Genomic DNA, 22,678 nt, shown 5'->3' with positions numbered 1-22,678 from the left:
AAAAATTGGAAAAACAACATTTTGAAAAATAAAAATTCAAAATTATAGATACATGGTCATATTACAGTTCAACCGTTTGATTTTTAGCGTATTAATTTTATATATTTAGATTTAAATGACGCACAAGTACCTTATGAAAATACTATTTTCCCTTATTTGCTATGCCTTTTTAGGAGGGTTAACTGCTATAAATGCTCAGATACAGCCAGGAGTGTACATTTCCGACGCTGAAAATGTACGACATGAAGTAAAAATCAATGATGATTATTTCATCTATTCCGCTTATAGAACCAACCCACCAGAATTCATAAGAACCCTCGGTGGTTTTGCACAAGTAGAAAAAACTACCGCTGGAGAACAGTTAACTGTTTTACTAGAATTTAATTCGGACTACGAGCGAGACTCCATTCGGCAGTTAAGTATTCCAACCCATATGGATGGCAAAACACTACACCTCAACTGGTTTAAAAAATTAAAACTAACAGCATCGAAAAAAACGGAACAGGACCTAAACGGCGCATGGCTATTTGCTACAAGAGGACCTGACGAAGGACAGGAACGCCGCGGAGAGGCCAATACCAGAAAAACTTTGAAACACCTACAAGATGGTCGTTTTCAGTGGATTGCTTACGATACCGATGGACTTCAGTTTAAGGGTGCTGGAGGTGGAAAATACACGTCCATAGACGGTATTTATACCGAAAACATTGAGTACTTTTCAAAAGACAATACTCAGGTAGGCGCTAGTTTGGAATTCAACTATGAAATTAAAAGAGACGATTGGCACCATACCGGCAAAAACAGCAAAGGAGCACCCATGTACGAGATTTGGAGCAGGAGACCCACAGACAATTAATAGCCTTCCTGTTTTTTAGGGTAGATTGATAAAAAATTCTATTTTTGCGTCCTTATTTGGTCTCGTAGTTCAACGGATAGAATAAAAGTTTCCTAAACTTTAGATGCAAGTTCGATTCTTGCCGAGATCACTTTTTAACAATCAAGTAGACTCAAAAACGTACTGTTGATTTGACTTTTGTCCTTAGTTAAGTTTAACTAAAAGACCTTCGTTATGTGCACTACTTCTATATTTTCCATCTTACTTGTGCTAAGTTTTTATCCTTCAATTTTTTATTAAGTATTGGTTGCAGATAGTTTTACTTCTATGTTACTCCAAGTAGCGTTGACATAAGCGTGCACTTGATGTGCTTATTCTACCAGTCCTGTGCCTGTTTCTTAGCTAACTTCCTAAATATTTACCTGTACATGTAATCATATATTTACAGTTCCTTAAAGAAAGTACAAAATGGCAAAAGCAAGATAGAAGTTAAAATCAAATTAGAATATTTAACATGATTGGTCTATTCAGAATTACACTTGTACACAAAATCAATAAACCGTATTTCATAGCTTGACTCAATGTATGTTATGATTGGCTCTTTTGCGTTTTTGATATAAAAATCGAATATAAACTTCTAAGGGTTTAGTCGTGATTTTGTACCTCCAGATCTACTATTTATTACCTGTCTAATATGGTAAAGAGAAATTATTTGTTCTTGTTTTATCCTGAATTATAGAAGTTCTTGCGGTTCGTGTTTCTTACACCTTTACTAGGTAACAAGCAGCATACGTTTTTTATATGATACATTTAAATAAATCCAACTTCTAGAAATAATATCAGCTCAGAAATCATGATTTATTCGTGAATTGGTAAGTGTAAAAAAGAATCTATTATATGATTTCTCCAGATAGCTATGTGTAAAAGTTAAAACAGTTTTATCTATTAAATGGAATGCCAATATTTAGAAAAACCCTTAGTTCTTTACTATCGTTGGTCCACGTTGTATTAAGGTCTATAGGTCCCAAAATAGATTTGTACGATATGGTTGCTCCTGCCGAATATAAAACACTCGTTCCATCCAAAGCTTGCCAATTACTACTTGGAGTAAAAAAATTGTCAGTATATTTTTCGAGGGTATCGAACCCTACGGACGCGATATTGAGTTGCGGCGTTATAAAAAATTTAGAGCTTATGCTAAACTGAAGTCCAAGTTTGACCATCATGAACTGACTCACTGATAATTCATCTTCGTTCAAGCCTTGAAAGGCAAAACTATCGGCTCTTTGGATGGGTAGATTACCTCCTAAAAGATAGAGCTCGGGATAACCAAATTCAAAAAAAGATGCCTCATTCTCTTTCTGGTTATCCGCTAAGGTAATTCCTGAAGAAATACCTACTATACCAGTAAATCTTTGGTTGAAGTCTCGGCGATGTTCAAAGTTGAGGTTGAGCTGGGTAAAACCATTGGTTACTCCTTTTACCGATGGGGTGTTTAAGTCGCTATACGTAGCATTTACATTCTGCCGTAGGGACCTCTTGATATTAAGTTTAAGTATATTCCCCTTTGTTGGATAGAACACCTCATTCATAGAATTAAGGACATAATGAATATTAACATTGATACCGCTTGAGAAGTACTTCGATAGTAATAATATATTCTCATCGATATCGGTAGCTACGGTCGGGTTTATATCTGTATGTCTGTAATTCAAACCCACTCCGACAAAGCTATTCAACGAGTTGATGTTATAATTTATTTGATTTGTCCATACGAAGCTTCTTTCCCTAAAAACATCCGCAGTGTTTCCATCCACGAATGCTTCTTGTTTCAGTTGCGTGCCAATAGTTTCAATTTTCCACCACCAATCTTCTAGATTTCCAAAATTCTTACGGTATTGTGCCATAAATTTTGGTTGCTCTGCAATATCAACGCTAAACAATAAGCGTGAAGCTTTACCAAGCACATTTCTTCCACTATAATTACCTATAATACCCACACCCCGATACCTATCATAATGCACTGAGCCCCTTAATTGGTGCTTCGATTTTTCAAATCCTGTGAGTATTATACCATTACGACCACCCTCCCTATCGGTATCATAAGTCAACTTTTTGAAAATATTAGTCCCCATAGTTCTTTTCATAAACCGGGTAATATCCTTTTTAGAGTATATCTCTTTAGCCTTTATATTCGCTCTAGCCCTAACCAATGGTAGGTTTGAGGCACTAATTTTATTAAAAACTATGGTATCAAAAACAATCCTATCCTCTAAATAGGGCAAAACATGTGGTCGTTGTCGATAGTTCTGCAAGGTTTTTGAAAGTTGGACAAGTTGGTTCAACCCTTTTTGAGCACCTATTTTCCCCTGTTCATAAATTTTATCGCTCTTTCCAAAATCAGCAGCAGTATATGACAGATTCGGCACATGATCGATTAAAATATCACAGAGTTCTCGGTTTTGTGGGTAGATACTATAGCTGGCGAGCATGATCGATTGCAATAAAACCGCACTAAGATTGTCAAGCTCTTCCAGTGGCTTGGCAAAACCTGAAACATCGCTCCCGATAATGATGTCAGCTCCCATACTTTTGGCAATGTCAGTAGGAAAATTATCAAGAATTCCTCCATCTACCAATAAGCTATTCCCGTATAACATAGGTTCGAATACTCCAGGTATAGACATACTGGCTCTCATAGCTGATCTTAGTGAACCTTCTCCAAGTATTCTGCGCTCTCCGTTTACGATATCAGCAGTAACAGATCTAAAAGGTATAGCTAAACGATCAAAATCATCAATATTATAAACAGGATAGGTAAGATCAAAGAGCACGTCCCGAAGGTTTTGATCGTTCAACAAATAAGAGCTCACCTGTGCTTTTCCTTTCACTACATCAAAATCGAGAAGATACTTCTTGAATTCATCCTTTTCCTCTATACTTACATCATTCAGATTGGTGCTTCCGCCAAAGAGTTTGCCCCATTTTAGGGCATGTGTAATCTTAGCTAAATCATTACCTGAATACCCCATAGAATATAACCCTCCTATGACACTACCCATGCTGGTCCCAATAATCAGGTCAGGAACAATATTCAAAGAATCCAAGGTCTGTAGCAGGGGTACATGTGCGATACCCTTGGCTCCACCGCCACTGAGAACGAGCGCGATTTTAGGTTTAGTTTCCTGAGCGAAACCCACCAGGGAAATAGAGAAAAGGATACCAAGGACCAGGTTTTGTAATATGCCTCTGAGAAGAAAAGGATAAACCATTGAATAGTGTAAATTTTATTTAGAACTGTATACCTTTTTATTCTCCATAAAAAGCTGGCAAGTTTATATCTCTAAAACAACTACATTGGCAAACAAAATAAATACTAACCGGCACTTATTTCTATTACGTAAAGAATCGTTTTTGAGGGCTTACCGTCTTTAGTATGGGATTATCCCTTCAGCCTGCAGTAAGCAATGTACCCTTTAATTCTCTAAATTAGAAGGATACTTCTAAAGCCAAGTAAAAACATAACTTAAAAATAATAAGTAAATAATTAATAATCAGCCGTTGGGTCATATTTTGTGCTGCTAATAGATATATAGCTTACCTATTACAGCCAAGGCCTTACTGTGTGATTAGTAAGGAAAGCATGCTTTCGGTTTAAGTGCAACTCTAGTTGCCTTTCAAAAATAGTCGAATTTTTAACCGGTATCTTAAGATTCTGTGTACCCATAACATTTTTAAAATTCCAAGTCAATCTTCCTAATCAACAATGCTTATTTAATATACCCACCCACAGTCCTGTGTACCCTGTTTGCGAGACCCCCGAACACGATGCCCAACAGAATACCAGTAAGCACATCCAATGGATAATGTACGCCTAGATAGATACGACTATAGCTAACCAATAACGCCCAAATAATCAATGCCACGGGCACATACTTTAATCGATTTTTAAGCAATAAAGCGAAAAAGGAGGCAAACGCAAATGAATTTATTGCGTGGGCCGAGAAGTAGCTAAACTTTCCGCCACAATATTTTGGAACAGTACGAATTAAGTCTTTAATTTCAGGATTATAACAGGGTCGCAATCGCGCTATGGATTCCTTTGTAAAAATAGATAGATACTCCGTACTACTTAGCATTACCAATGCTAGTATACTAATGAATACTACTTTTTTTATCCCAAAAAGCCGATAAGACAGGGCAAGGGACAGACCATATATGGGTAGGGTAATCCAACTCAATGTACGTGATAGATACAGCCAAATAAAATCCCAAGAAGGACTGCCAAGCCCATTTAGGTAGAGAAGCAACTTCGTATCCAATTCTAAAAGTTCGTCCAAAATAATTTCTCTTGATAATTTAAAGTGAAATTAATAAGAAAAGAAGAAAGTCCAAATAAAAAATGTCTCAAGTTGGCGCGGCCAATACTCCGGCTTTGTTGATGTGGAACTACTTAAATCAAAAGCCCCTTAAAAGTTACCAGTTATACCAACCTGTCCAAGACCTAAGTTAAGGTTCCAATTAACAAGTTTATCCTTTCGATAAACATCGCTTTTGTATTTGTTGTTGAGATACCTATCGATGGATTCTACCGTAAAAATACTAATAGCAATTCCTAATACCACATCCGAAAGCCAATGTTGACCCTCCCAAATTCGAGATACGCCAGGTACGGCACCTACCGTATAGATGCCTGCCCTTACCCAAGGATTTTTAAATTGTTTACCAATGGCATAAGCATTTGTAAAGGCTAAGATAGCATGTCCTGAAGGAAATGAATGGAAGTCTCTATTAGAATTGAACGGATCAAAAGTATCTTTCCCCTTTCCGCTCATTGGTCGTGCTCTACCAACTACTGATTTTGTGATTTGCTGCAACAGCCCTGCCGCTGATGCAGAAGCAATCATTAACACTCCAGTACGTCTAATTTTTTCGCTCTTGGTAAGTAGTCCGGTCAGGTATACACCGCCTGTAAACATATAATTGTATGTAGGACTTCCGATTGTTGATCCGTAGTCCCTCATACCTTTTGGGACTCCTTCCTGCTGGCGTTGAATAAACTCAGAAGTTTGGTCATCGATTAGATATAGCATTCCAGTTCCCAAGGCAGTGTATCCCAGCTTTGACCAATCGCTACCTTGCCAATGAAAAGGTCTTGAATACGAATAGCCTATTCCTTTAAAAACATGTTTCATATCATATTTCAAAAGTTTCCATCTCTTTTCCTGAGAATCGATACTATCTTGCTTTACCTGACTAGCTAAGTTTGACACTCCTAACACCAGAAAGAATACTACAAAAATTATTTGTCTTGAAATTCTTAAGGTGGATAAGCCTAGCTGCAGTGATTTTCTTTTAAACATAACCGTTTGAATTAATTTTTAACCTAGACTAAAGCTTTTGTATTTATAATATAAATTGATTTATTCGCTATTTTACGAGCAAACAGTTTCCTGAAAATAGTGGATCTTATTGGTGTTAGAAAACCGATCAAGAGCCAAACTATAAAATCAACCAGGATGTCTGGAACATTTGGAAGTACATCGTATAATAATACTACATTACGAACGAAAATAACAATAGAAACAAGCAATAACGCTAGTGTTCCTATAACAAATGGTAATTTGATTATAACCGGTAACGCATTCACGAGGAATTTACCGATAGTAACCGAAAAACTATTGCTGCAGTCGTTAATACGAATAAGTCGATAACCGAAATCATCCATTCGGATGGTAAAAGCAACACTGCCATATACACCAATGGTGGCTATACGTGTGGCACTGGTTACCATTATTATTTGGGTTAGAACCGGCTCACTAAGTACCGCACCTCAAACGATTATCCTAATTTCAACCCGAGAATGAAATCGGTTAAGATGACGGACAAGGTACTAGAGTCTTTTACAATGGAAGTACATTGGGATGGGAGTCTAATGGAATAGATACTATTCCCGACCGCTTCACATAAACCTTTTAGACTATTGGTACACCTCAACAATCATCTCTACCTCTACCGCCATATTACCCGGCAAAGAACCCATACCTACCGCAGCTCTGGCATGTTTTCCTGCATTACCAAAAACAGCGACCATAAGGTCGGAATAGCCATTGATTACCTTGGAATGATTGGTAAACTCTGGAACGGCGTTAACCATTCCATTAACCATTACTACTCTTTTTACTTTGTTCAAATTTCCTAATTCGGCCTTTAGGACGGATAATTGATTTATAGCCACTTCTCTTGCCGCGGCATAGCCTTCTTCCAAAGACAAGGCTGCGCCCAATTTTCCTACAACATTCTCACCATTCGCCTGTTTGGGACCTTTCCCGGCCAAAAACAGAAGATTTCCAGCTCTTACCGCATGCACATAGTTGGCCGCCGGAATACCCTGATCCCGAAGGATAATATTCAACTCTGATAATTTAGCTTCCGGATTATAATCACTCGGTATTGTTTCTGCTTTAACCACCTCGGATTGGGATTTCATTTCCCTATCCAGAGTAGACCCACAAGAAACCAAAAACAGTAATACCACTCCCATCGAAAATTTATTCATGCTATTTTAATTGATTTACAAACTATTTAAACGCTAACCTGAATAACAAAAATATGATAATATGTTAACGTTCGACTACCATGAGTAGGATTTGGCTAAAAAAGCAGTAAAATAATTTCCTTTTTATTAGTTTAGCGCATTAACCAAACCACTAAAATCAAAATCAAATATGGAAAATTCAAAGGTGAATGCAAACAGGCTGTTTTATGCAAGCTGTTTTGCATTAATAACTACCGCTTTCTCTTTCGCAATTGCAGCCGGTATTTTAGATCAACTGAAAACCGAATTAGAATTAACAGCGAGTCAAACAGGACTTATAACCTCGATGTGGTTTTTAGGTTTTCCAATTTCCATGGTTATTGGTGGCCTGATTTACCACAAAGTAGGGGGAAAAGCTATCATGCAATTTGCTTTTTTTGCACACGCTATCGGTATTATAATGCTCATTTTTTCTGATAACTATATTGGTTTACTTATTGCCAATTTACTTATTGGTTTAGGAAACGGGTGTACCGAAGCGGCTTGTAATCCAATGATTGCTGACGCATATCAAGGCACAAGAATGAGTAAGATGCTAAACCGTTTTCATATGTGGTTTCCAGGAGGGATTGCAATTGGAAGTTTATTATCTGGTTTCATGACCGATTATGCAATCATGGGTCAAAGTCAAATGTGGCTATTGATGATTCCTACCATAATTTACGCTTATTTATTTTTTGGGCAAGACTGGCCAAAAGCAAAAATACAAGAAGCCGCAACGCTAGGTGGGAACTTTAAAGGAATGGCCACTCCTCTATTTATATTTATTGCGGTTTGTATGGCCTTGACCGCTATCTCAGAATTTGGACCCAACCAGTGGGTAGGACTTATTTTAGAAAAAAGTGGCGCACAACCTATGTTAGTATTAGCATTAACCGCCGGCTTAATGGCAGTTGCGCGATACTTTGGAGGCGATATGGTGAAACGGTTTGACCAAACTGGAGTTTTACTAGGTTCAGCAATTTTGGCAACAATTGGTATTTATTTATTCAGCACGCAAACAGGAGCTATGGCTTATGTAGCTGCAGTTATCTTCGCCTTAGGTATCGCTTATTTTTGGCCTAATATGATTGGATTGGTAGCAACTAAAGCGCCCAAAAGTGGTGCTCTAGGCATGTCGATTATAGGGGCTATTGGAATGTTTGCGAATTCTATTTTTCAACCTATTATTGGTGGATGGATAGATAGTGATACTAATGAAATTAGTGAATCTATATTAAACGTTTCTGGAGAAACTTTTAGTAAAGCAAAAAATATTATAGATGAAACTAAAAATTTAAGCGACATTGAAAACACAGAAGCTGTAAAACAAGTAGCATCGATGCTAAATGTATCAGAAACAAACGTAGAATCTACTATAAATAATGTGGTTCTAGAATCCGGTCAACAAACTTTAGAAACTATGACAATCTTTCCAGCAATTTTAATAGTTCTCTTCACCATTTTATTTTTATGGATGAAGAACAGAAAAATAAAATAGTGAAGAGGTTGCGTCAGCTTAATCATACCTTACTTCATTAAAAATGGCCAAACATTCGATTGTTTGGCCATTTTTAATTTAAACTATGTATTGTTCTAACAGCAACTCCAATATCTCTATAGCGGCATCACTTATCTTGGTGCCTGGTCCAAAAATAGCGGTTGCCCCCGCATCTATTAGAAACGGGTAATCTTGTTTGGGAACCACACCACCAACAATAACCATAATATCTTCTCTACCATATTTTTTTAGTTCTTCTATAACAGCAGGAACTAAGGTTTTATGCCCTGCAGCCAAAGAAGAAACACCGAGAATATGTACATCGTTCTCTACAGCTTGTTTAGCAGCTTCCTGCGGTGTCTGAAACAAAGGCCCTATATCAACATCAAACCCTAAATCGGCATATCCTGTAGCCACTACTTTCGCGCCACGATCGTGTCCATCCTGGCCCATCTTTGCTATCATAATACGGGGTCTACGGCCATCCTGCTCTGCGAACCTATCTGTTAGCTCCTGCGCTTTCTTAAAGCTTTCGTCGTTTTTTATCTCCTTGGAATACACCCCTGTAAATGATTTGATTACTGCCTTATGCCGTCCAAAAGCGAGCTCTAGCGCATCACTAATTTCACCTAAAGTAGCCCTTGCCCTTGCGGCAGCTACCGCTAAAGCTAATAAATTATCCGCAGCTCCGGTCCCTTCTATTTTGTTTTTACCAGCCTTAGTCAACGCTTGCAAGCAATTTTCAACCACTTTGGTATCCCTATTTTCTTTAATGGATGCCAACCGTTTCATCTGTTCCTTGCGCACGGCTTGGTTGTCTACCTCCAAAATCTGTAGCGCGTCCTCTTTCTTCAATCTGTATTTATTGATGCCCACGATGACATCTTGTGTACTATCTATTCGGGCCTGTTTTCTGGCGGCTGCTTCTTCAATCCGTATTTTGGGGATTCCGGCTTCTATGGCCTTGGTCATTCCGCCCAGTTCTTCTACTTCACTCATTAACTCCATCGCTTTGTGAACCAATTCCTGCGTTAGGGTTTCCACGTAATAACTGCCTGCCCATGGATCAACCGTCTTTGTCATTTTGGTTTCTTCCTGCAAGTAGATTTGGGTTTCCCTAGCAATCCTAGCAGAGAAATCTGTGGGTAGCGCAATGGCCTCGTCCAAGGCATTGGTGTGTAAGCTTTGTGTGCCTCCAAATACAGCCGCTGCTGCCTCAATAGTAGTTCTTGCTACATTATTAAATGGGTCTTGTTCCGTAAGGCTCCATCCGCTCGTCTGGCAATGGGTACGCAAAGCAAGTGATTTATCACTTTTAGGGTCGAATTCCTTTACCATTTTTGACCAAAGCAAACGTGCAGCACGCATCTTTGCAATTTCCATAAAATGGTTCATGCCTATGCCCCAAAAGAAGGAAAGTCTCGGTGCAAAATCGTCAATTTTTAGTCCGGCTTTTAGTCCGGTACGAATGTATTCCAAACCATCAGCCAAGGTGTAGGCTAGTTCTATATGCGCCGGTGCGCCAGCTTCATGCATATGATAGCCAGAGATACTGATGCTATTATACTTTGGCATAAATTGGCTCGTATACTCAAAAATATCGGCTACCAGCTGCATGGAAGGTTTTGGTGGGTAGATATAGGTGTTACGTACCATAAATTCTTTTAAGATATCGTTCTGTATGGTACCTGCCAATAGTTCCTTGGGTACACCTTGCTCCTCTGCAGCCACAATATAAAACGCCATAATAGGTAAAACGGCACCATTCATAGTCATAGAAACCGACATCTTATCTAAGGGAATACCGTCGAATAAAATTTTCATATCCTCCACGGAATCAATGGCCACCCCTGCTTTTCCCACATCGCCCACCACACGTTCATGGTCGCTATCATAGCCTCTATGGGTGGGTAAATCAAAAGCAACGGACAATCCTTTTTGTCCGCCTTTTAAATTCCTCCTGTAAAACGCATTACTTTCTTGTGCCGTGGAGAAACCTGCATACTGACGTATTGTCCACGGTCTTCTAACATACATGGTAGAATATGGACCTCTAAGATAGGGTGGGATTCCCGCCGCAAAATTCAGATGTTCCGCATCCTTAATATCGTCTTTAGAGTAGGTTTTTTTTAAATCGATATTTTCCGCAGTAGTATACCCGTTTTCAGAATTGGACTTAGCGTTACTATTTTTTGAAGTGACCGAAGCTGGATTTAAACTAAGATTATCTAGATTTTTTCTACTCATCCTGTAATCTTTTTTGTTCCAAGGCTTCCGCTAAACGTTTTTCTATAATGGGTACCAACAATGTTTTTCTTGCATTAATTTTCACAAAAGGGTAGAGTTCTAAATCGGCTTTCATTTTATCATCCTCATTCTGGAATTTGTTCGTGCCTACTAAGACTTCTTTTTGTTCGTTAAATCGTTCTTGCTGCTTGTTGCCCGCTTCCTTTATCTTTCCCTGTATGGTGTGCTCCTTCAATTGTTTTAAAAACCCACCACCTTTCTCAATCGATTTTAATAATTCCAAGCCTTTTTCTGCCAACTGCTTGGTCAGGGTTTCTATATAATAGGATCCGTCAGATGCATTCGCCACTTTGTCAAAGTAACTTTCTTCCTTTAAGAGCAATAACTGATTTAGCGCAATACGTTCTCCAAAATCATTGGACTTATGATAAAGCGCGTCATACGGCATATTGATGACGGTGTTTGCTCCTCCCAATACGGCTGACATACATTCCGTCGTAGTCCGTAACATATTTATGTTATAATCGTAAAGTGTTTTATTTCGTTTGGATGGATACGCAACGATATGGCAATCCAACACCACATCGTAAAGCGCCAACAGGCCTTTCCAAAGCGACCGTAATGCTCGCAGTTTTGCAATTTCAAAGAAATAATTCCCACCTACGGATATCTTAAACACCATACTTTTCATCTTACCCAAACTTCCTTTTTGTTCCAAATAATTCAGGTATTCGTTGGCATGTGCCATGGCATAGCCTAATTGCTGCGCCATATTGGCGCCGGCGTTTTCATAAAGCGACACATCTACGCTTAAAGCGTGATGGCCTTTTGTTTCGACTATTTTTTCTAAGAATTCATGGTCTTTCTCTAGACTACTATACCAGTTACCCGTCCGCGCTAAATGCCCTATAATATCCACATTGAAAAAGACGGCATCTGCAGCCTTTGGGGTAAGATTCAAGACAGATTGTACAAAGCGCTCCGAGAGAAATTGCATCTCTAAATAAACAGCTGTTTTTTCTAGGTCAATGTCCTTCAGTAATACGGCAACGGCAATATCCTCGGACGGCACTAAAATATGTAACCGCTGCGCACCTCTTTGCAATGCTTTTAGCGCAGCTTTATTGGCCATTTCAACATTGCCTGCGTAAATTAATTGTCCAATATGCCAACCATGGTTTACAAAGGGTATATTGGGAAGGTGATTAGCAATATCTTCCTCGTGGTAAAAAGGCTTCACTTTTATGCCTTCCGGAGATTCCCAGACCAAGGTATCGTTATAATCGGCCCCTTTAAGGTCATACTGGATTTTTTGTTTCCAAGCCTTTGAAGACACCTCGTTAAACACATCAAATAGTATTTTATTTTTCATACTTATTTTAAACCTTAATCCTCTGTAATCTAATCATTCAACGGCAAACTATAACGGAATATTACCATGTTTCTTTTTTGGCAATTTCGCTACCTTATTTTCAAGTAAGGCAAAAGCCTTTATCAATTTTCTTCGGGTATGCTTGGGTAAAATAACTTCATCTATAAACCCCCGTTCCGCAGCACTGTATGGATTCGCAAATTTCGCTGCGTACTCTTGTTCCTTTTCGGCTAATTTGACCTCTGAATCTTTTGCATCAGCAATTTCTTTCTTAAAAATAATTTCACTGGCCCCTTTCGCTCCCATTACGGCAATCTCTGCACCTGGCCATGCATAGTTCATATCAGCACCAATATGCTTGGAATTCATGACATCATAAGCACCGCCATATGCTTTTCTGGTAATCACGGTAATTTTGGGCACCGTTGCCTCACTCAAAGCGTACAATAATTTAGCGCCGTTCGTTATAATTCCATTCCATTCTTGATCTGTCCCAGGTAAAAACCCTGGTACATCTACCAATACCAGTAAAGGAATATTAAAGCAGTCACAAAAACGAGTAAAACGGGCTGCTTTTTTAGAGGCATCTACATCTAAAACTCCTGCAAGACTGTTCGGTTGATTGGCAACAATACCAATACTACGACCTCCTAGTCTGGAAAATCCAACGACAATATTCTCAGCGTAATCCTTATGTATTTCAAAAAATGAATCTTCATCTATTATACCCTTAATAACCAAGCGCATATCGTAAGGCTGATTAGGGTTTTTAGGTACAATCTGTTCCAGTTCCTCCCTCATTTCGTTTCCTGGTTCAAAAGGCAACTTCATGGGTAACTCTTCACAATTTTGTGGCATATAAGAAAGCATTCCCTTTATTTGGGCAATACACTCCATATCATTAACCGCTGTAAGATGGGTCACACCTGATTTTGTAGCATGGGTAATTGCGCCTCCCAGTTCCTCTGAAGTAACCTCTTCGTTAGTTACGGTCTTTACCACATTAGGTCCGGTTACAAACATATAACTGGAGTTTTCTACCATCAAAGTAAAATCGGTAATAGCAGGAGAATAGACAGCACCACCAGCACAAGGTCCCATAATTCCGGAAATCTGTGGTATTACCCCTGAAGCCATCACGTTTTTATGAAAGATATCTGCATAGCCGCCAAGAGAGCGCACGCCTTCTTGGATACGTGCACCACCACTGTCATTTAGACCTATCATGGGAACGCCAATTTTTAGCGCCATATCCATCACCTTACAAATTTTTTCTGCGTGTGTCTCTGAAAGTGCACCCCCAAATACTGTAAAATCTTGCGCAAACACACATACCTGCCTACCCTGTATTGTGCCATACCCTGTAACCACCCCATCACCGTAGAACTTTTGTTTATCCATGCCAAAATCGGTGGTTCTATGCGTAACCAATGCGCCAAGCTCCTCAAAAGATTCTGGGTCCAACAAAAAATGAATACGTTCTCTAGCGGTTAGCTTTCCTTTGGCGTGCTGCTTCTTTATACGTTCTTCCCCGCCTCCTATTTGTGAGGCAGCCAACTTGGCGTTAAGAATCTTTATTTTATCCGTCATCAAGCAAATTTTATCAGTTTTCAGCTTCTTTTATTTTTCCAAGTAGTGGATACAACTTCAGGTACTTTCAGAAGGTTCTTCTGATTCAAATACAATTGTAACCCTACCAAAGCGGCAATAGCCTCTTCAGCTGCAGATGTAGCCTTACGTTCCTCTAGATTATAATGATTTTTTACAAAATGTGTATCAAAACTACCCGATGTAAAGGCTTCGTGTTCACAAACGAACTTCCCAAAGGATAAGGTTGTGGCAACCCCTTCAACTTTGTAATTATTTATTGCCGCTATCATTAATCGAATCGCCTCTTCCCTAGTTTCACCATAGGTTATTAGTTTCGCTATCATAGGATCATAAAACATAGGCACCACCATGCCTTCCTCAAAACCATCATCCACACGAATACCTTCTCCTTTTGGTATTTTGTACGTGGACAAAGTACCTATACTTGGCATAAAATCATCAAGTGGATCTTCTGCATATACACGTACTTCCAATGCATGACCAGTAATGGTCAAATCGGCTTGTGTAAATGCTAGTGTTTCTCCTCTAGCGATTTTTATCTGTTGTTCTACAAGGTCTAATCCGGTAATGAACTCTGTAACCGGGTGCTCTACTTGTAAACGGGTATTCATCTCTAAGAAATAGAAATTATTGTCTTCGTTTAACAAAAATTCTACAGTACCTGCACCAACATAATCACAGGCTTTTGCTACCCTAACGGCAGCGGCTCCCATCGCAGATCGTGTTTCTGGAGTTAATACACAAGAAGGTGCTTCTTCTACCACTTTTTGATGCCTGCGCTGCACACTACACTCTCTTTCGAATAAATGTACCGTATTCCCATGGGTATCTGCTAAAATCTGTATTTCTATATGGCGTGGGGAACCTACATATTTTTCTATAAATACGGATCCATCACCAAAAGCAGCAGTTGCCTCCCCTATGGCTCTATCCATTTGTTCCGGCAGTTCGTCTAAATTATCCACCACACGCATCCCCTTACCACCACCTCCTGCAGCGGCTTTTATAAGAATAGGAAACCCTATTTCAGTTGCTATCCTTTTTGCTACATCTTTGTCTGTAATAGCGGTATCTATTCCTGGCACCATGGGAATATCATAAGCTTTTACCGCTTCCTTTGCTGCCAACTTATTCCCCATGACTCTTATAGCATGTGGTAATGGCCCTATAAATGTGATTCCGTTAGTAGCTACAAGTTCCGCAAACACCGCATTTTCGCTTAAAAATCCATACCCGGGATGTATGCCTTCTGCACCGGTTTGTTTGGCCGCAGCTATAACTTTATCCATAACCAAATAAGATTCAGAAGATGGTGCCTTACCAAGCAACACAGCTTCGTCCGCAAATTTTACGTGTGGTGAATTACGGTCAGCTTCTGAATACACAGCAACGGTTTTAATTCCCATTTTTCGTATTGTTTTCATCACCCTCAGAGCAATTTCACCACGATTGGCAACCAGTATTTTTTTCATTAAAACATCTTATTTTAAAACCGAAATTGGAGATCAGTATCGGTTGTTCTCCTTTTAAAGTTACGATTCCATTTCAATAATTAATTGCCCTTTGTCAACGGTATCTCCTACCTTGACTGCTATGGATTTAATTGTTCCGCCACCTTGAGAAAGTATCTGATTTTCCATCTTCATTGCAGATAGGACCAATAATGGCGTCCCTTCCACAATCTCCTGTTCTGCTTGTACCATAACGTCCATTATTAAACCAGGCATGGGCGCCAAGATGTTTTTTGCCTTTTGGGAAGCGTTGGACAAGAGTCCCATTTTTTGAACCAATTGATCATACTGATCATTAATCTTGATAACGTAGGTATTTCCGTTCACAGCTATCGTCAACCTTCTTTCTTGAAGATTTTCTGCTATCACCTGCACATCATATGACCTTTTATCCTTTAAAACATGAAATCCAGCAGCGCCTAAATTTTGCATATCCAATGCAGCTACATCATCTTTACTCAAATCAAATTCGGCCTCATTAACCTTGACTAAATACTTTTCCATGATATAGATTTTATTTCTAACGAAAATAAGCGATTCCACTGTATTTTCTATCTACATAATACATCCTCTAGAAGAATCTCAACTGATTGTCTTGTAATTTACAACCGAAAAACAATTCCGTCAAAAGATATCTTACTTTTACTGCGCTGCACAGGGTTTGGATAAAACAGCATAATTCGTATGAGAACTTCATTACAATACGTTTTCGAATGAAATAAGAATAGCTACATACACCTAAACTCAGTTTGAAATATACTATTTGTCTCTGGGTAATCCATTTAAGGGCTGGGTTATAATTTAGGGTTTGGATAGTTGTCTGATTGATCCTCAAGGCTATCGTCCATGCAGATAAAATCTTTTTCCACTAAAATAGATAGTTGGTCAGGACTATTCGAATCAACCACATTGCTATACCCCACCCTATCACTTGCTAACCAGGTATCTTTTGCATTCCTTGTAATATAAACCGTAATCGTATCCCCTGCATATGTTGCTTCTAGCGTCTCTATTCCTTCCTTGTCTACTAAGCTATAAGTAAGCCTGCGGTTCCCGAAAATGACAGTTTCTTGGCATTGTCCCTTGTCACAAAAAGTAGCAACTTCTGACTTGGTTAAACGTAAGCGTATTGAATTTCCTTTGATTCTTATCTTCATTTTGAGAGCGTTATGGCAACGATATTCCTTTAACTTTGAATCTGACACTTAGGATATCCATTGGATATCAAATATAAACTAAAAAGGATATTTTTTGGAACAGTTTAGATGCTTCGTGTTTATCTCATCCCTTTAAGACCCATTAAATTTTATAGGCCTTATAGCCTATAATTTCACTTTTAAAGACTTCATAAAAAGCACCTCATTGTCGGTTGAAGTACTATCAAAAAATGTATTCGGTAGGGTCAGTTTTAGAATTGGTAAATTTAGTCAACAAAAGAATCAATTATTAAAGACAGCTACAAACTAGTAGTTTTTAGTGGAGTTTGATGTTTTTTTTTAAAAGCTAGGTATGCCTATTACACTAAAACGTTTATGAAAAAACCGTTAGCAATTGCTGAAGTCACGTCATTAGAAAACAAAAAACCGGCCCATGCACTGGTCAACGGTTTGGATTTAGTCATCGTACCCTTTGAAGATGATATTTCGGTGCTCTACGGACGGTGTTTGCATCGGGGCGCACTAATGTCAGACGGCCATCTAGAGGTTCATAATCTTATCTGTGGGGTACACGGTTGGGATTATCGATATGATACTGGTGTTTCTGAATATGACAACAATGAAGTGATACATAAATTCACCACTAAAGTTGAGGGGGGTAAATTATTTATTGATGCCGAAGAAATTAATACGTATCTAGAAAAACATGCACAACCTTTTAATCGTGATGAATATTTAGGGGCGTATGCAGATACGCATCCTGAGGCTACCGAACCATATACAGGCTATATAAAAGAATTGGCCCAAAACGGATTGAAGAATCTTGGCCATCACGGCGCTTCAGCATCAATGGGTGTAGATAGAAATACCCTGCCGAAATGGAGTGATATTCAATTCTTGCCTGCCCAATTGGCAAGTCGCCCTTTACTAGATGAAGACAAGATAGCTACAAAGGTGGTTATTGGCCCCAAAGCAAAAAAACCATTGGAACTGGCTATTCCATTGTTTGTGAGCGATATGAGTTTTGGTGCCTTATCACGGGAAGCAAAAATAGCCCTAGCAAAAGGCGCTGAACTTGCTGGGTCAGGTATTTGCTCTGGCGAAGGTGGTATGCTTCCACAAGAACAGGAGAATAATAGCAGGTATTTTTATGAACTTGCTTCGGCACAATTTGGTTTTTCTTGGGATAAATTATATACCGTACAAGCCTCCCATTTTAAAGGCAGACAGGGTGCAAAAACAGGAACTGGTGGTCACTTACCAGGAACTAAAGTAAGTAAAAAAATTGCAGAAGTAAGGGGGTTAAAACAAGGAGAAACGGCGATATCACCCGCAACCTTTCCAGACTTTCATGGCGTAGCAGATTTTAAAGCTTTTGCAGCCAAAGTAAGAGCACATACAGGCGGAATTCCAATAGGTTTTAAAATAGCAGCCAGCCATATAGAAAAGGATATTCAGTTTGCGCTAGATGTTGGCGTGGATTACATCATTTTGGACGGTCGCGGTGGTGGCACAGGTTCTGCACCTTCCATTTTACGTGATAATATTAATGTGCCTACCATACCGGCATTGGCAAAAGCCCGCACCTATTTAGATAAGGTAGGCGCAACAGATGTAAGCTTAATTATTACAGGAGGCTTGCGTATCGCGGAAGATTTTGGCAAAGCCTTAATGTTAGGTGCTGATGCTATTGCTGTGTCTAATTCGGCCTTGCAAGCTATCGGTTGTTTAGGAATGCGCGCTTGTGGGAGCAACAATTGCCCTGTGGGCATAGCAACGCAAAAAGAGTCTTTACGAAGTAGACTGATTATTGATTCCTCTGCCCAGCAATTACACAATTATTTTGATGCTACGAATAACCTTATCAAAGTAATCGCCAGAGCATGCGGTCATGATGATATTTCTAAATTTAATTTTGACGATCTCTCCACCTTTAATCACGATATGCATCGCCTAACAGGAATTAATTATGCAGGAGTAAACGCATAAAACATAAGAGAATGGAAAAAATGATACATTTAGCTGCCCAATATTTGGCCGCTGCAGGAATTAGTTTTGTAGCAAAAAAGGATGATGATAGCCATACGAATCTGGGGTTTTCAATAGCAAAAAATTGCATGGAAACGCATGCCCTTTCTGAAAATGGAGATCTCCTTTCTTTAAACTATAAAAATTTCAGTTTGAATTGGAATTCTGAAAATACTAATAGCGTTTTCCTTTTAGATGGCGCTACTCATTCGGATGTTCTGAATTGGCTCCAAGAAACTTCAAAAACGGTTTTGAATAAATCATACGATTATGAGTTTCACTATGACCTACCTTACGAGATTATGGCTGATTTTAAGCTCGAATTGGTTGCTGTAAACAGACTGGCAGAATTATTGCAATTGCGAATACTAGCGCAGTCAGCCTTGGAAGAAACCCTAAAGGGTAATAATCTAGCATCACCGATTCGGACTTGGCCACATCATTTTGATAGTGGTGCGTATGCGCGTTTAAATGACCATATTGCTGTAGGGTTTGGGTTAGCAATTCCCGATACCGTATGTAAGGAGCACTATTTTTATATCAGTGGATATAAAGACCATACGGCCATACCTACAGCAGGTTTTTCCTCCCTTTCAAAAGGGATATGGAAAAATGATGGTTTTACCGGTGCAGTACTTCCTGCAGAAACAGTAGATAAGTCAGCAGCTATTTTATTTTTTAAGGAAGCCATTGAAAATTATAAAAAAATAAACTGATGGCAATGCAAGCAATTTCCTTAGAAGCGTTTAAAAAGATGGATTATCTAGCCGTTGAAAAATACGGTTTACCCGTTGAATTAATGATGGAAAATGCAGGTCTGCAACTCGCGCGATTAATAGCCTTAAAGGCAAGTAAAAACTCAAAAATCACCATCGGCGTTGGAAATGGAAATAATGGCGGTGGTGGCTTGGTGGCTGCAAGAAGATTGGCAGCTTGGGGTTATGATGTGTATCTTGATTTGGCAGTTGCTATTACAAAAGAACTTCCGCGAACCCAGTTAGAAAGAGCAGTGCTATTTGGGGTGACACAACGATTACCTTCTACAACTGATATTTGGGTTGATGCCTATCTAGGATTTTCGCAAAGACTGCCTTTATCAAAGCTGTTCTTAGAAAAAATCACCTTGGCAAACGCAGCTACTGCACATAGAATTTCGTTAGATATTCCCATAGGAATTTCTAAAAATAGGAGCGAACCACTATTTAAAGCGAACCAAGTTGTAACCTTAGCTGCGCCTAAAACAATACTAGAATTCCTCCCAAAAGAGATCGGTATTTACATCGCAGACATTGGAATTCCGAAAGCTGTTTATACAGAATTTGACATTGAGATGCCTTGTTTCGCTAGGCAGCAACTACTAAAAATATAAAGATTGTTTAAAAACTGTCATATGAAAGCATCAGAAAAAGCAACTAAAAAACAAGAAAAAGCTGTTGACAATCATCTTATTGAAGCGTTGGGTATTGATAAGGATACCCTTAAAAAATTAAAGAAAAAGTTGGCTAAGGTTGAACCTAGATCTGAGCGAGGTGCAGAGACCTTATTTCGGCTGGTTTCAAAAAACCAATATACCTTAAACGCAATGATTGATAGAAAATCTAATATTCTTATTTCTATAAATGCATTAATTCTATCTATCATTTTAGGTGCTGTATTGAGTAGTTAGATAAAGACCCACACCTAATTTATCCGGCTGTTATTATGTCGCTTACAAATCTTATTTCAATTGCCTATGCCGTCTTTGCGACACGTCCAGAACTAACTCATGGAGATGGTGTAGTTAACAATGTATTGTTTTATGGTAATCTCAATGGAATGACCGAAGCTGATTTCACCAAACAACTAATAGGTTTGATATATAAAGGAGATGAACTCTATAAAACGATTGCAAAAGACACGTTCTACTTAGGTAAGACCATGGATAAGAAATTTAAACTTCTTCGAAAATCTTTCCATATTTTTTTGATAGGAATCATTTTATCTGTTTTAGGTTTTATTGCTTGTCATGTCATGTTTGGAGGATTCATCTAAGCGCACAACACGCCAATCTTCGCAAGCAAACACGTACTTCTTGGAGCGCATGCAGTAGCTATGTGAAGCACCTCCGTTCTTCATAAAAGAAGGGTATTCCTACATTTGTTGTCGCATAAAAGACCTCCAAGTCTAAGAAGAGTGAATACACGCATTACCGCATATATGTTTTATGAAAATTTTAACTTTTATTAATGATTTGCTCAATCGGTTTTAAATGCTGTGATTACGCAATATACACCGCTTTTTCTTATCGACTTTCGTTTTTAATTGTTAAAATTATGACATTATTACTACCCTTTTTTTAATATAGAATAAGCTTATGAATGCATCATTTTTTCTAGGGTTCTCAGCTGTTTTCGCTTAGAGAGTCAGGTTAACTTTACAAAAAATATAATTATGACAGCAGTAGGAAAAAAATTCCCAAATCTAAACGTCAATGCGATGAACGAAATGGGCGACACATTTAAACTTAATATTTTTGAAGAAGCAAAAAATAAAGGCAAAAAAGTCTTGCTTTTTTGGTACCCCAAAGACTTCACCTTTGTCTGCCCTACAGAACTGCATGCGTTTCAAGCAGCATTGGAGGAATTTGAAAAACGCAACACGCTAGTTATCGGTGCGTCTTGTGATACTCCAGAAGTACATTTTGCGTGGCTGAACACTGCTAAAGATGATGGTGGCATCGAAGGCGTGACCTATCCCATCCTTGCAGATAGCAACCGCAACCTAGCTAATCGTTTAGGCATACTTGATATTACAGATGAAAAATTTGACGAAGAATCTGCTACCTACACGGTAGAGGGCGACAATGTTACCTACCGCGCAACCTATCTAATTGATGAGGACGGAGTGGTCTTTCACGAAGGCATAAACCATATGCCGTTGGGCCGCAACGTGAAAGAGTATTTACGTTTAGTAGATGCTTTTACACATGTTCAGGAAAAAGGTGAAGTATGCCCAGCAAACTGGGAAGAGGGAGAAAAAGCTATGGATGCAGACCGTAAAGGGGTTGCCGCATATTTCTCTGCAAACTAGGCACATATAAAAAGTAGTCAAGAATTTGTAAAAGCAGCGTCTTGACTACTTAGAATTAACAACAGAAATAAAAAATATAAAGTAGTTATGGTACAGACTTTAGATCAAGATAATCTTACAGCAATCATACACGAAAACGATACGGTCGTGGTACAATACGTAGCAAGCTGGTGCGGAAACTGCCGCTTAATGAAACCCAAGTTTAAAAAACTGGCTACCGAGAACGAAAATATCGTTTTTGTTTTGGCAGATGCTGAAAAATTTCCAGATTCCCGTAAACTAGCTACGGTAGATAACCTGCCTACCTTTGCCACCTTTAAAAGTGGAACGTTTGTAAATCAAGTGCAGACTAATAAATTTGAAAATCTAAAACAATTAGTAGATGAAGTTACCAGTAATTAAACATTTGCAAAAAAACAACGACAAAGGAAGTCTGGAAAACACCATCGAGGTCTTAGAGTCTTTTTCGGAACACCGCTCGGTAACTGATGAGGATATGGACGTGGTGGGCGAACTTATAACCAATTTATGTGGTGCGGTAGAAATGCACAATATGGTTGCTAACGGAATGTCCGAAAGAGATGCCGCAAACGGCTTTGCCCAAAAAGTAATGGGTTCTATTGACCGGTAGCTTTAAATAATTTACAATACCTTTAAATCCTTTCTAAGCATAAGCTCGGAAAGGATTTTTTTGTATTCGCAATAAAAGGAATCGAAAATGATTCCAAACGATATCATAAATAGGATAAGGCAATAGCTTTAAAGCCAAG

19 protein-coding genes, 1 tRNA gene and 2 pseudogenes are annotated in these 22,678 nt (G+C 38.8%); 11 read left to right on the top strand and 11 right to left on the bottom strand.

The window, feature by feature from the left end; translation table 11 throughout:
* The first annotated feature begins 133 nt into the window (after nucleotides 1-133).
* Together Q360_RS0110940 and Q360_RS0110935 are read left to right on the top strand one after the other, a co-directional pair.
* Entirely contained in the window at nucleotides 134-856 is a 723-nt protein-coding gene (locus tag Q360_RS0110940) for a hypothetical protein (RefSeq protein ID WP_051554669.1), read from the top strand.
* A 58-nt stretch (nucleotides 857-914) separates the two neighbouring features.
* Nucleotides 915-986: transfer RNA gene (locus Q360_RS0110935), tRNA-Arg, on the top strand.
* A 787-nt stretch (nucleotides 987-1,773) separates the two neighbouring features.
* Here Q360_RS0110935 and Q360_RS0110930 read toward each other — a convergent pair.
* From Q360_RS0110930 to Q360_RS0110910, 5 genes and pseudogenes are all read right to left on the bottom strand, one after another.
* Nucleotides 1,774-4,107 (bottom strand): patatin-like phospholipase family protein, encoded by a 2,334-nt coding sequence (locus tag Q360_RS0110930; RefSeq protein ID WP_084273415.1) that lies wholly within the window; start codon nucleotides 4,105-4,107, stop codon nucleotides 1,774-1,776.
* Nucleotides 4,108-4,605: 498 nt separating this feature from the next.
* The gene (locus Q360_RS0110925; protein WP_051554668.1) at nucleotides 4,606-5,175 is read right to left on the bottom strand and encodes a phosphatase PAP2 family protein; all 570 of its coding nucleotides are present in this window, start codon (nucleotides 5,173-5,175) and stop codon (nucleotides 4,606-4,608) included.
* A 129-nt stretch (nucleotides 5,176-5,304) separates the two neighbouring features.
* Complete coding sequence (locus tag Q360_RS0110920; protein WP_051554667.1) at nucleotides 5,305-6,198, bottom strand: phosphatase PAP2 family protein; 894 nt, start codon at nucleotides 6,196-6,198, stop codon at nucleotides 5,305-5,307.
* A gap of 23 nt (nucleotides 6,199-6,221) precedes the next feature.
* Nucleotides 6,222-6,653, bottom strand: a pseudogene (locus tag Q360_RS22985) (DUF808 family protein); the annotation flags it as partial.
* Between the two features lie 162 nt (nucleotides 6,654-6,815).
* Nucleotides 6,816-7,394 carry a RidA family protein gene (locus Q360_RS0110910; RefSeq protein ID WP_027077134.1) on the bottom strand — a complete coding sequence of 193 codons (579 nt, stop codon included), beginning with the start codon at nucleotides 7,392-7,394 and terminating at the stop codon, nucleotides 6,816-6,818.
* 169 nt (nucleotides 7,395-7,563) lie between these two features.
* Here Q360_RS0110910 and Q360_RS0110905 point away from each other — a divergent pair, with 169 nt between their 5' ends.
* Nucleotides 7,564-8,913: an MFS transporter gene (locus tag Q360_RS0110905; RefSeq protein WP_027077133.1), complete on the top strand. Its 1,350-nt coding sequence runs from the start codon at nucleotides 7,564-7,566 to the stop codon at nucleotides 8,911-8,913.
* A 78-nt stretch (nucleotides 8,914-8,991) separates the two neighbouring features.
* Here Q360_RS0110905 and scpA read toward each other — a convergent pair whose 3' ends face one another.
* The 6 genes from scpA to Q360_RS0110875 all read right to left on the bottom strand — a co-directional run bounded on the left by scpA (nucleotide 8,992) and on the right by Q360_RS0110875 (nucleotide 16,811).
* Entirely contained in the window at nucleotides 8,992-11,160 is a 2,169-nt protein-coding gene (gene scpA, locus Q360_RS0110900; protein ID WP_027077132.1) for a methylmalonyl-CoA mutase, read from the bottom strand.
* Entirely contained in the window at nucleotides 11,153-12,532 is a 1,380-nt protein-coding gene (locus tag Q360_RS0110895) for a methylmalonyl-CoA mutase subunit beta (RefSeq protein WP_027077131.1), read from the bottom strand. Before Q360_RS0110895 ends, scpA begins: the two co-directional genes overlap by 8 nt.
* Before the next feature lie 48 nt (nucleotides 12,533-12,580).
* Nucleotides 12,581-14,122, bottom strand: coding sequence for an acyl-CoA carboxylase subunit beta (locus tag Q360_RS0110890; protein ID WP_027077130.1), 1,542 nt, complete (start codon nucleotides 14,120-14,122; stop codon nucleotides 12,581-12,583).
* 20 nt (nucleotides 14,123-14,142) lie between these two features.
* A complete protein-coding gene (locus Q360_RS0110885) occupies nucleotides 14,143-15,615 on the bottom strand; it encodes an acetyl-CoA carboxylase biotin carboxylase subunit (RefSeq protein ID WP_027077129.1) in 1,473 nt (490 codons plus the stop codon).
* A gap of 60 nt (nucleotides 15,616-15,675) precedes the next feature.
* On the bottom strand, nucleotides 15,676-16,158 hold the full coding sequence (locus tag Q360_RS0110880; protein ID WP_027077128.1) for an acetyl-CoA carboxylase biotin carboxyl carrier protein subunit: 483 nt from the start codon (nucleotides 16,156-16,158) through the stop codon (nucleotides 15,676-15,678).
* Nucleotides 16,159-16,448: 290 nt separating this feature from the next.
* Nucleotides 16,449-16,811 carry a DUF7009 family protein gene (locus tag Q360_RS0110875; RefSeq protein ID WP_027077127.1) on the bottom strand — a complete coding sequence of 121 codons (363 nt, stop codon included), beginning with the start codon at nucleotides 16,809-16,811 and terminating at the stop codon, nucleotides 16,449-16,451.
* Nucleotides 16,812-17,186: 375 nt separating this feature from the next.
* Between Q360_RS0110875 and Q360_RS0110870 the strand changes: the two genes are divergently transcribed.
* The 8 genes and pseudogenes from Q360_RS0110870 (at nucleotide 17,187) to Q360_RS0110835 (ending at nucleotide 22,539) form a co-directional block, all read left to right on the top strand.
* Nucleotides 17,187-18,800: a glutamate synthase-related protein gene (locus Q360_RS0110870; RefSeq protein WP_027077126.1), complete on the top strand. Its 1,614-nt coding sequence runs from the start codon at nucleotides 17,187-17,189 to the stop codon at nucleotides 18,798-18,800.
* 11 nt (nucleotides 18,801-18,811) lie between these two features.
* Nucleotides 18,812-19,555: a hypothetical protein gene (locus tag Q360_RS0110865; protein WP_027077125.1), complete on the top strand. Its 744-nt coding sequence runs from the start codon at nucleotides 18,812-18,814 to the stop codon at nucleotides 19,553-19,555.
* Complete coding sequence (locus Q360_RS0110860) at nucleotides 19,555-20,208, top strand: NAD(P)H-hydrate epimerase (RefSeq protein ID WP_027077124.1); 654 nt, start codon at nucleotides 19,555-19,557, stop codon at nucleotides 20,206-20,208. Before Q360_RS0110865 ends, Q360_RS0110860 begins: the two co-directional genes overlap by 1 nt.
* Before the next feature lie 21 nt (nucleotides 20,209-20,229).
* The gene (locus Q360_RS0110855; protein WP_027077123.1) at nucleotides 20,230-20,505 is read left to right on the top strand and encodes a hypothetical protein; all 276 of its coding nucleotides are present in this window, start codon (nucleotides 20,230-20,232) and stop codon (nucleotides 20,503-20,505) included.
* An 11-nt stretch (nucleotides 20,506-20,516) separates the two neighbouring features.
* Nucleotides 20,517-20,870, top strand: a pseudogene (locus Q360_RS0110850) (Pycsar system effector family protein); the annotation flags it as partial.
* A gap of 399 nt (nucleotides 20,871-21,269) precedes the next feature.
* On the top strand, nucleotides 21,270-21,908 hold the full coding sequence (locus tag Q360_RS0110845) for a peroxiredoxin (RefSeq protein ID WP_027077121.1): 639 nt from the start codon (nucleotides 21,270-21,272) through the stop codon (nucleotides 21,906-21,908).
* Nucleotides 21,909-21,995: 87 nt separating this feature from the next.
* Nucleotides 21,996-22,310: a thioredoxin family protein gene (locus Q360_RS0110840; RefSeq protein WP_027077120.1), complete on the top strand. Its 315-nt coding sequence runs from the start codon at nucleotides 21,996-21,998 to the stop codon at nucleotides 22,308-22,310.
* Complete coding sequence (locus Q360_RS0110835; RefSeq protein WP_027077119.1) at nucleotides 22,291-22,539, top strand: DUF6952 family protein; 249 nt, start codon at nucleotides 22,291-22,293, stop codon at nucleotides 22,537-22,539. Before Q360_RS0110840 ends, Q360_RS0110835 begins: the two co-directional genes overlap by 20 nt.
* Nucleotides 22,540-22,678 lie beyond the last annotated feature (139 nt).

The sequence above is a fragment of the Maribacter antarcticus DSM 21422 genome, from assembly GCF_000621125.1.
In the GTDB taxonomy this organism is placed as follows: domain Bacteria; phylum Bacteroidota; class Bacteroidia; order Flavobacteriales; family Flavobacteriaceae; genus Maribacter; species Maribacter antarcticus.
This window is presented reverse-complemented; position numbering and strand designations above follow the sequence as displayed.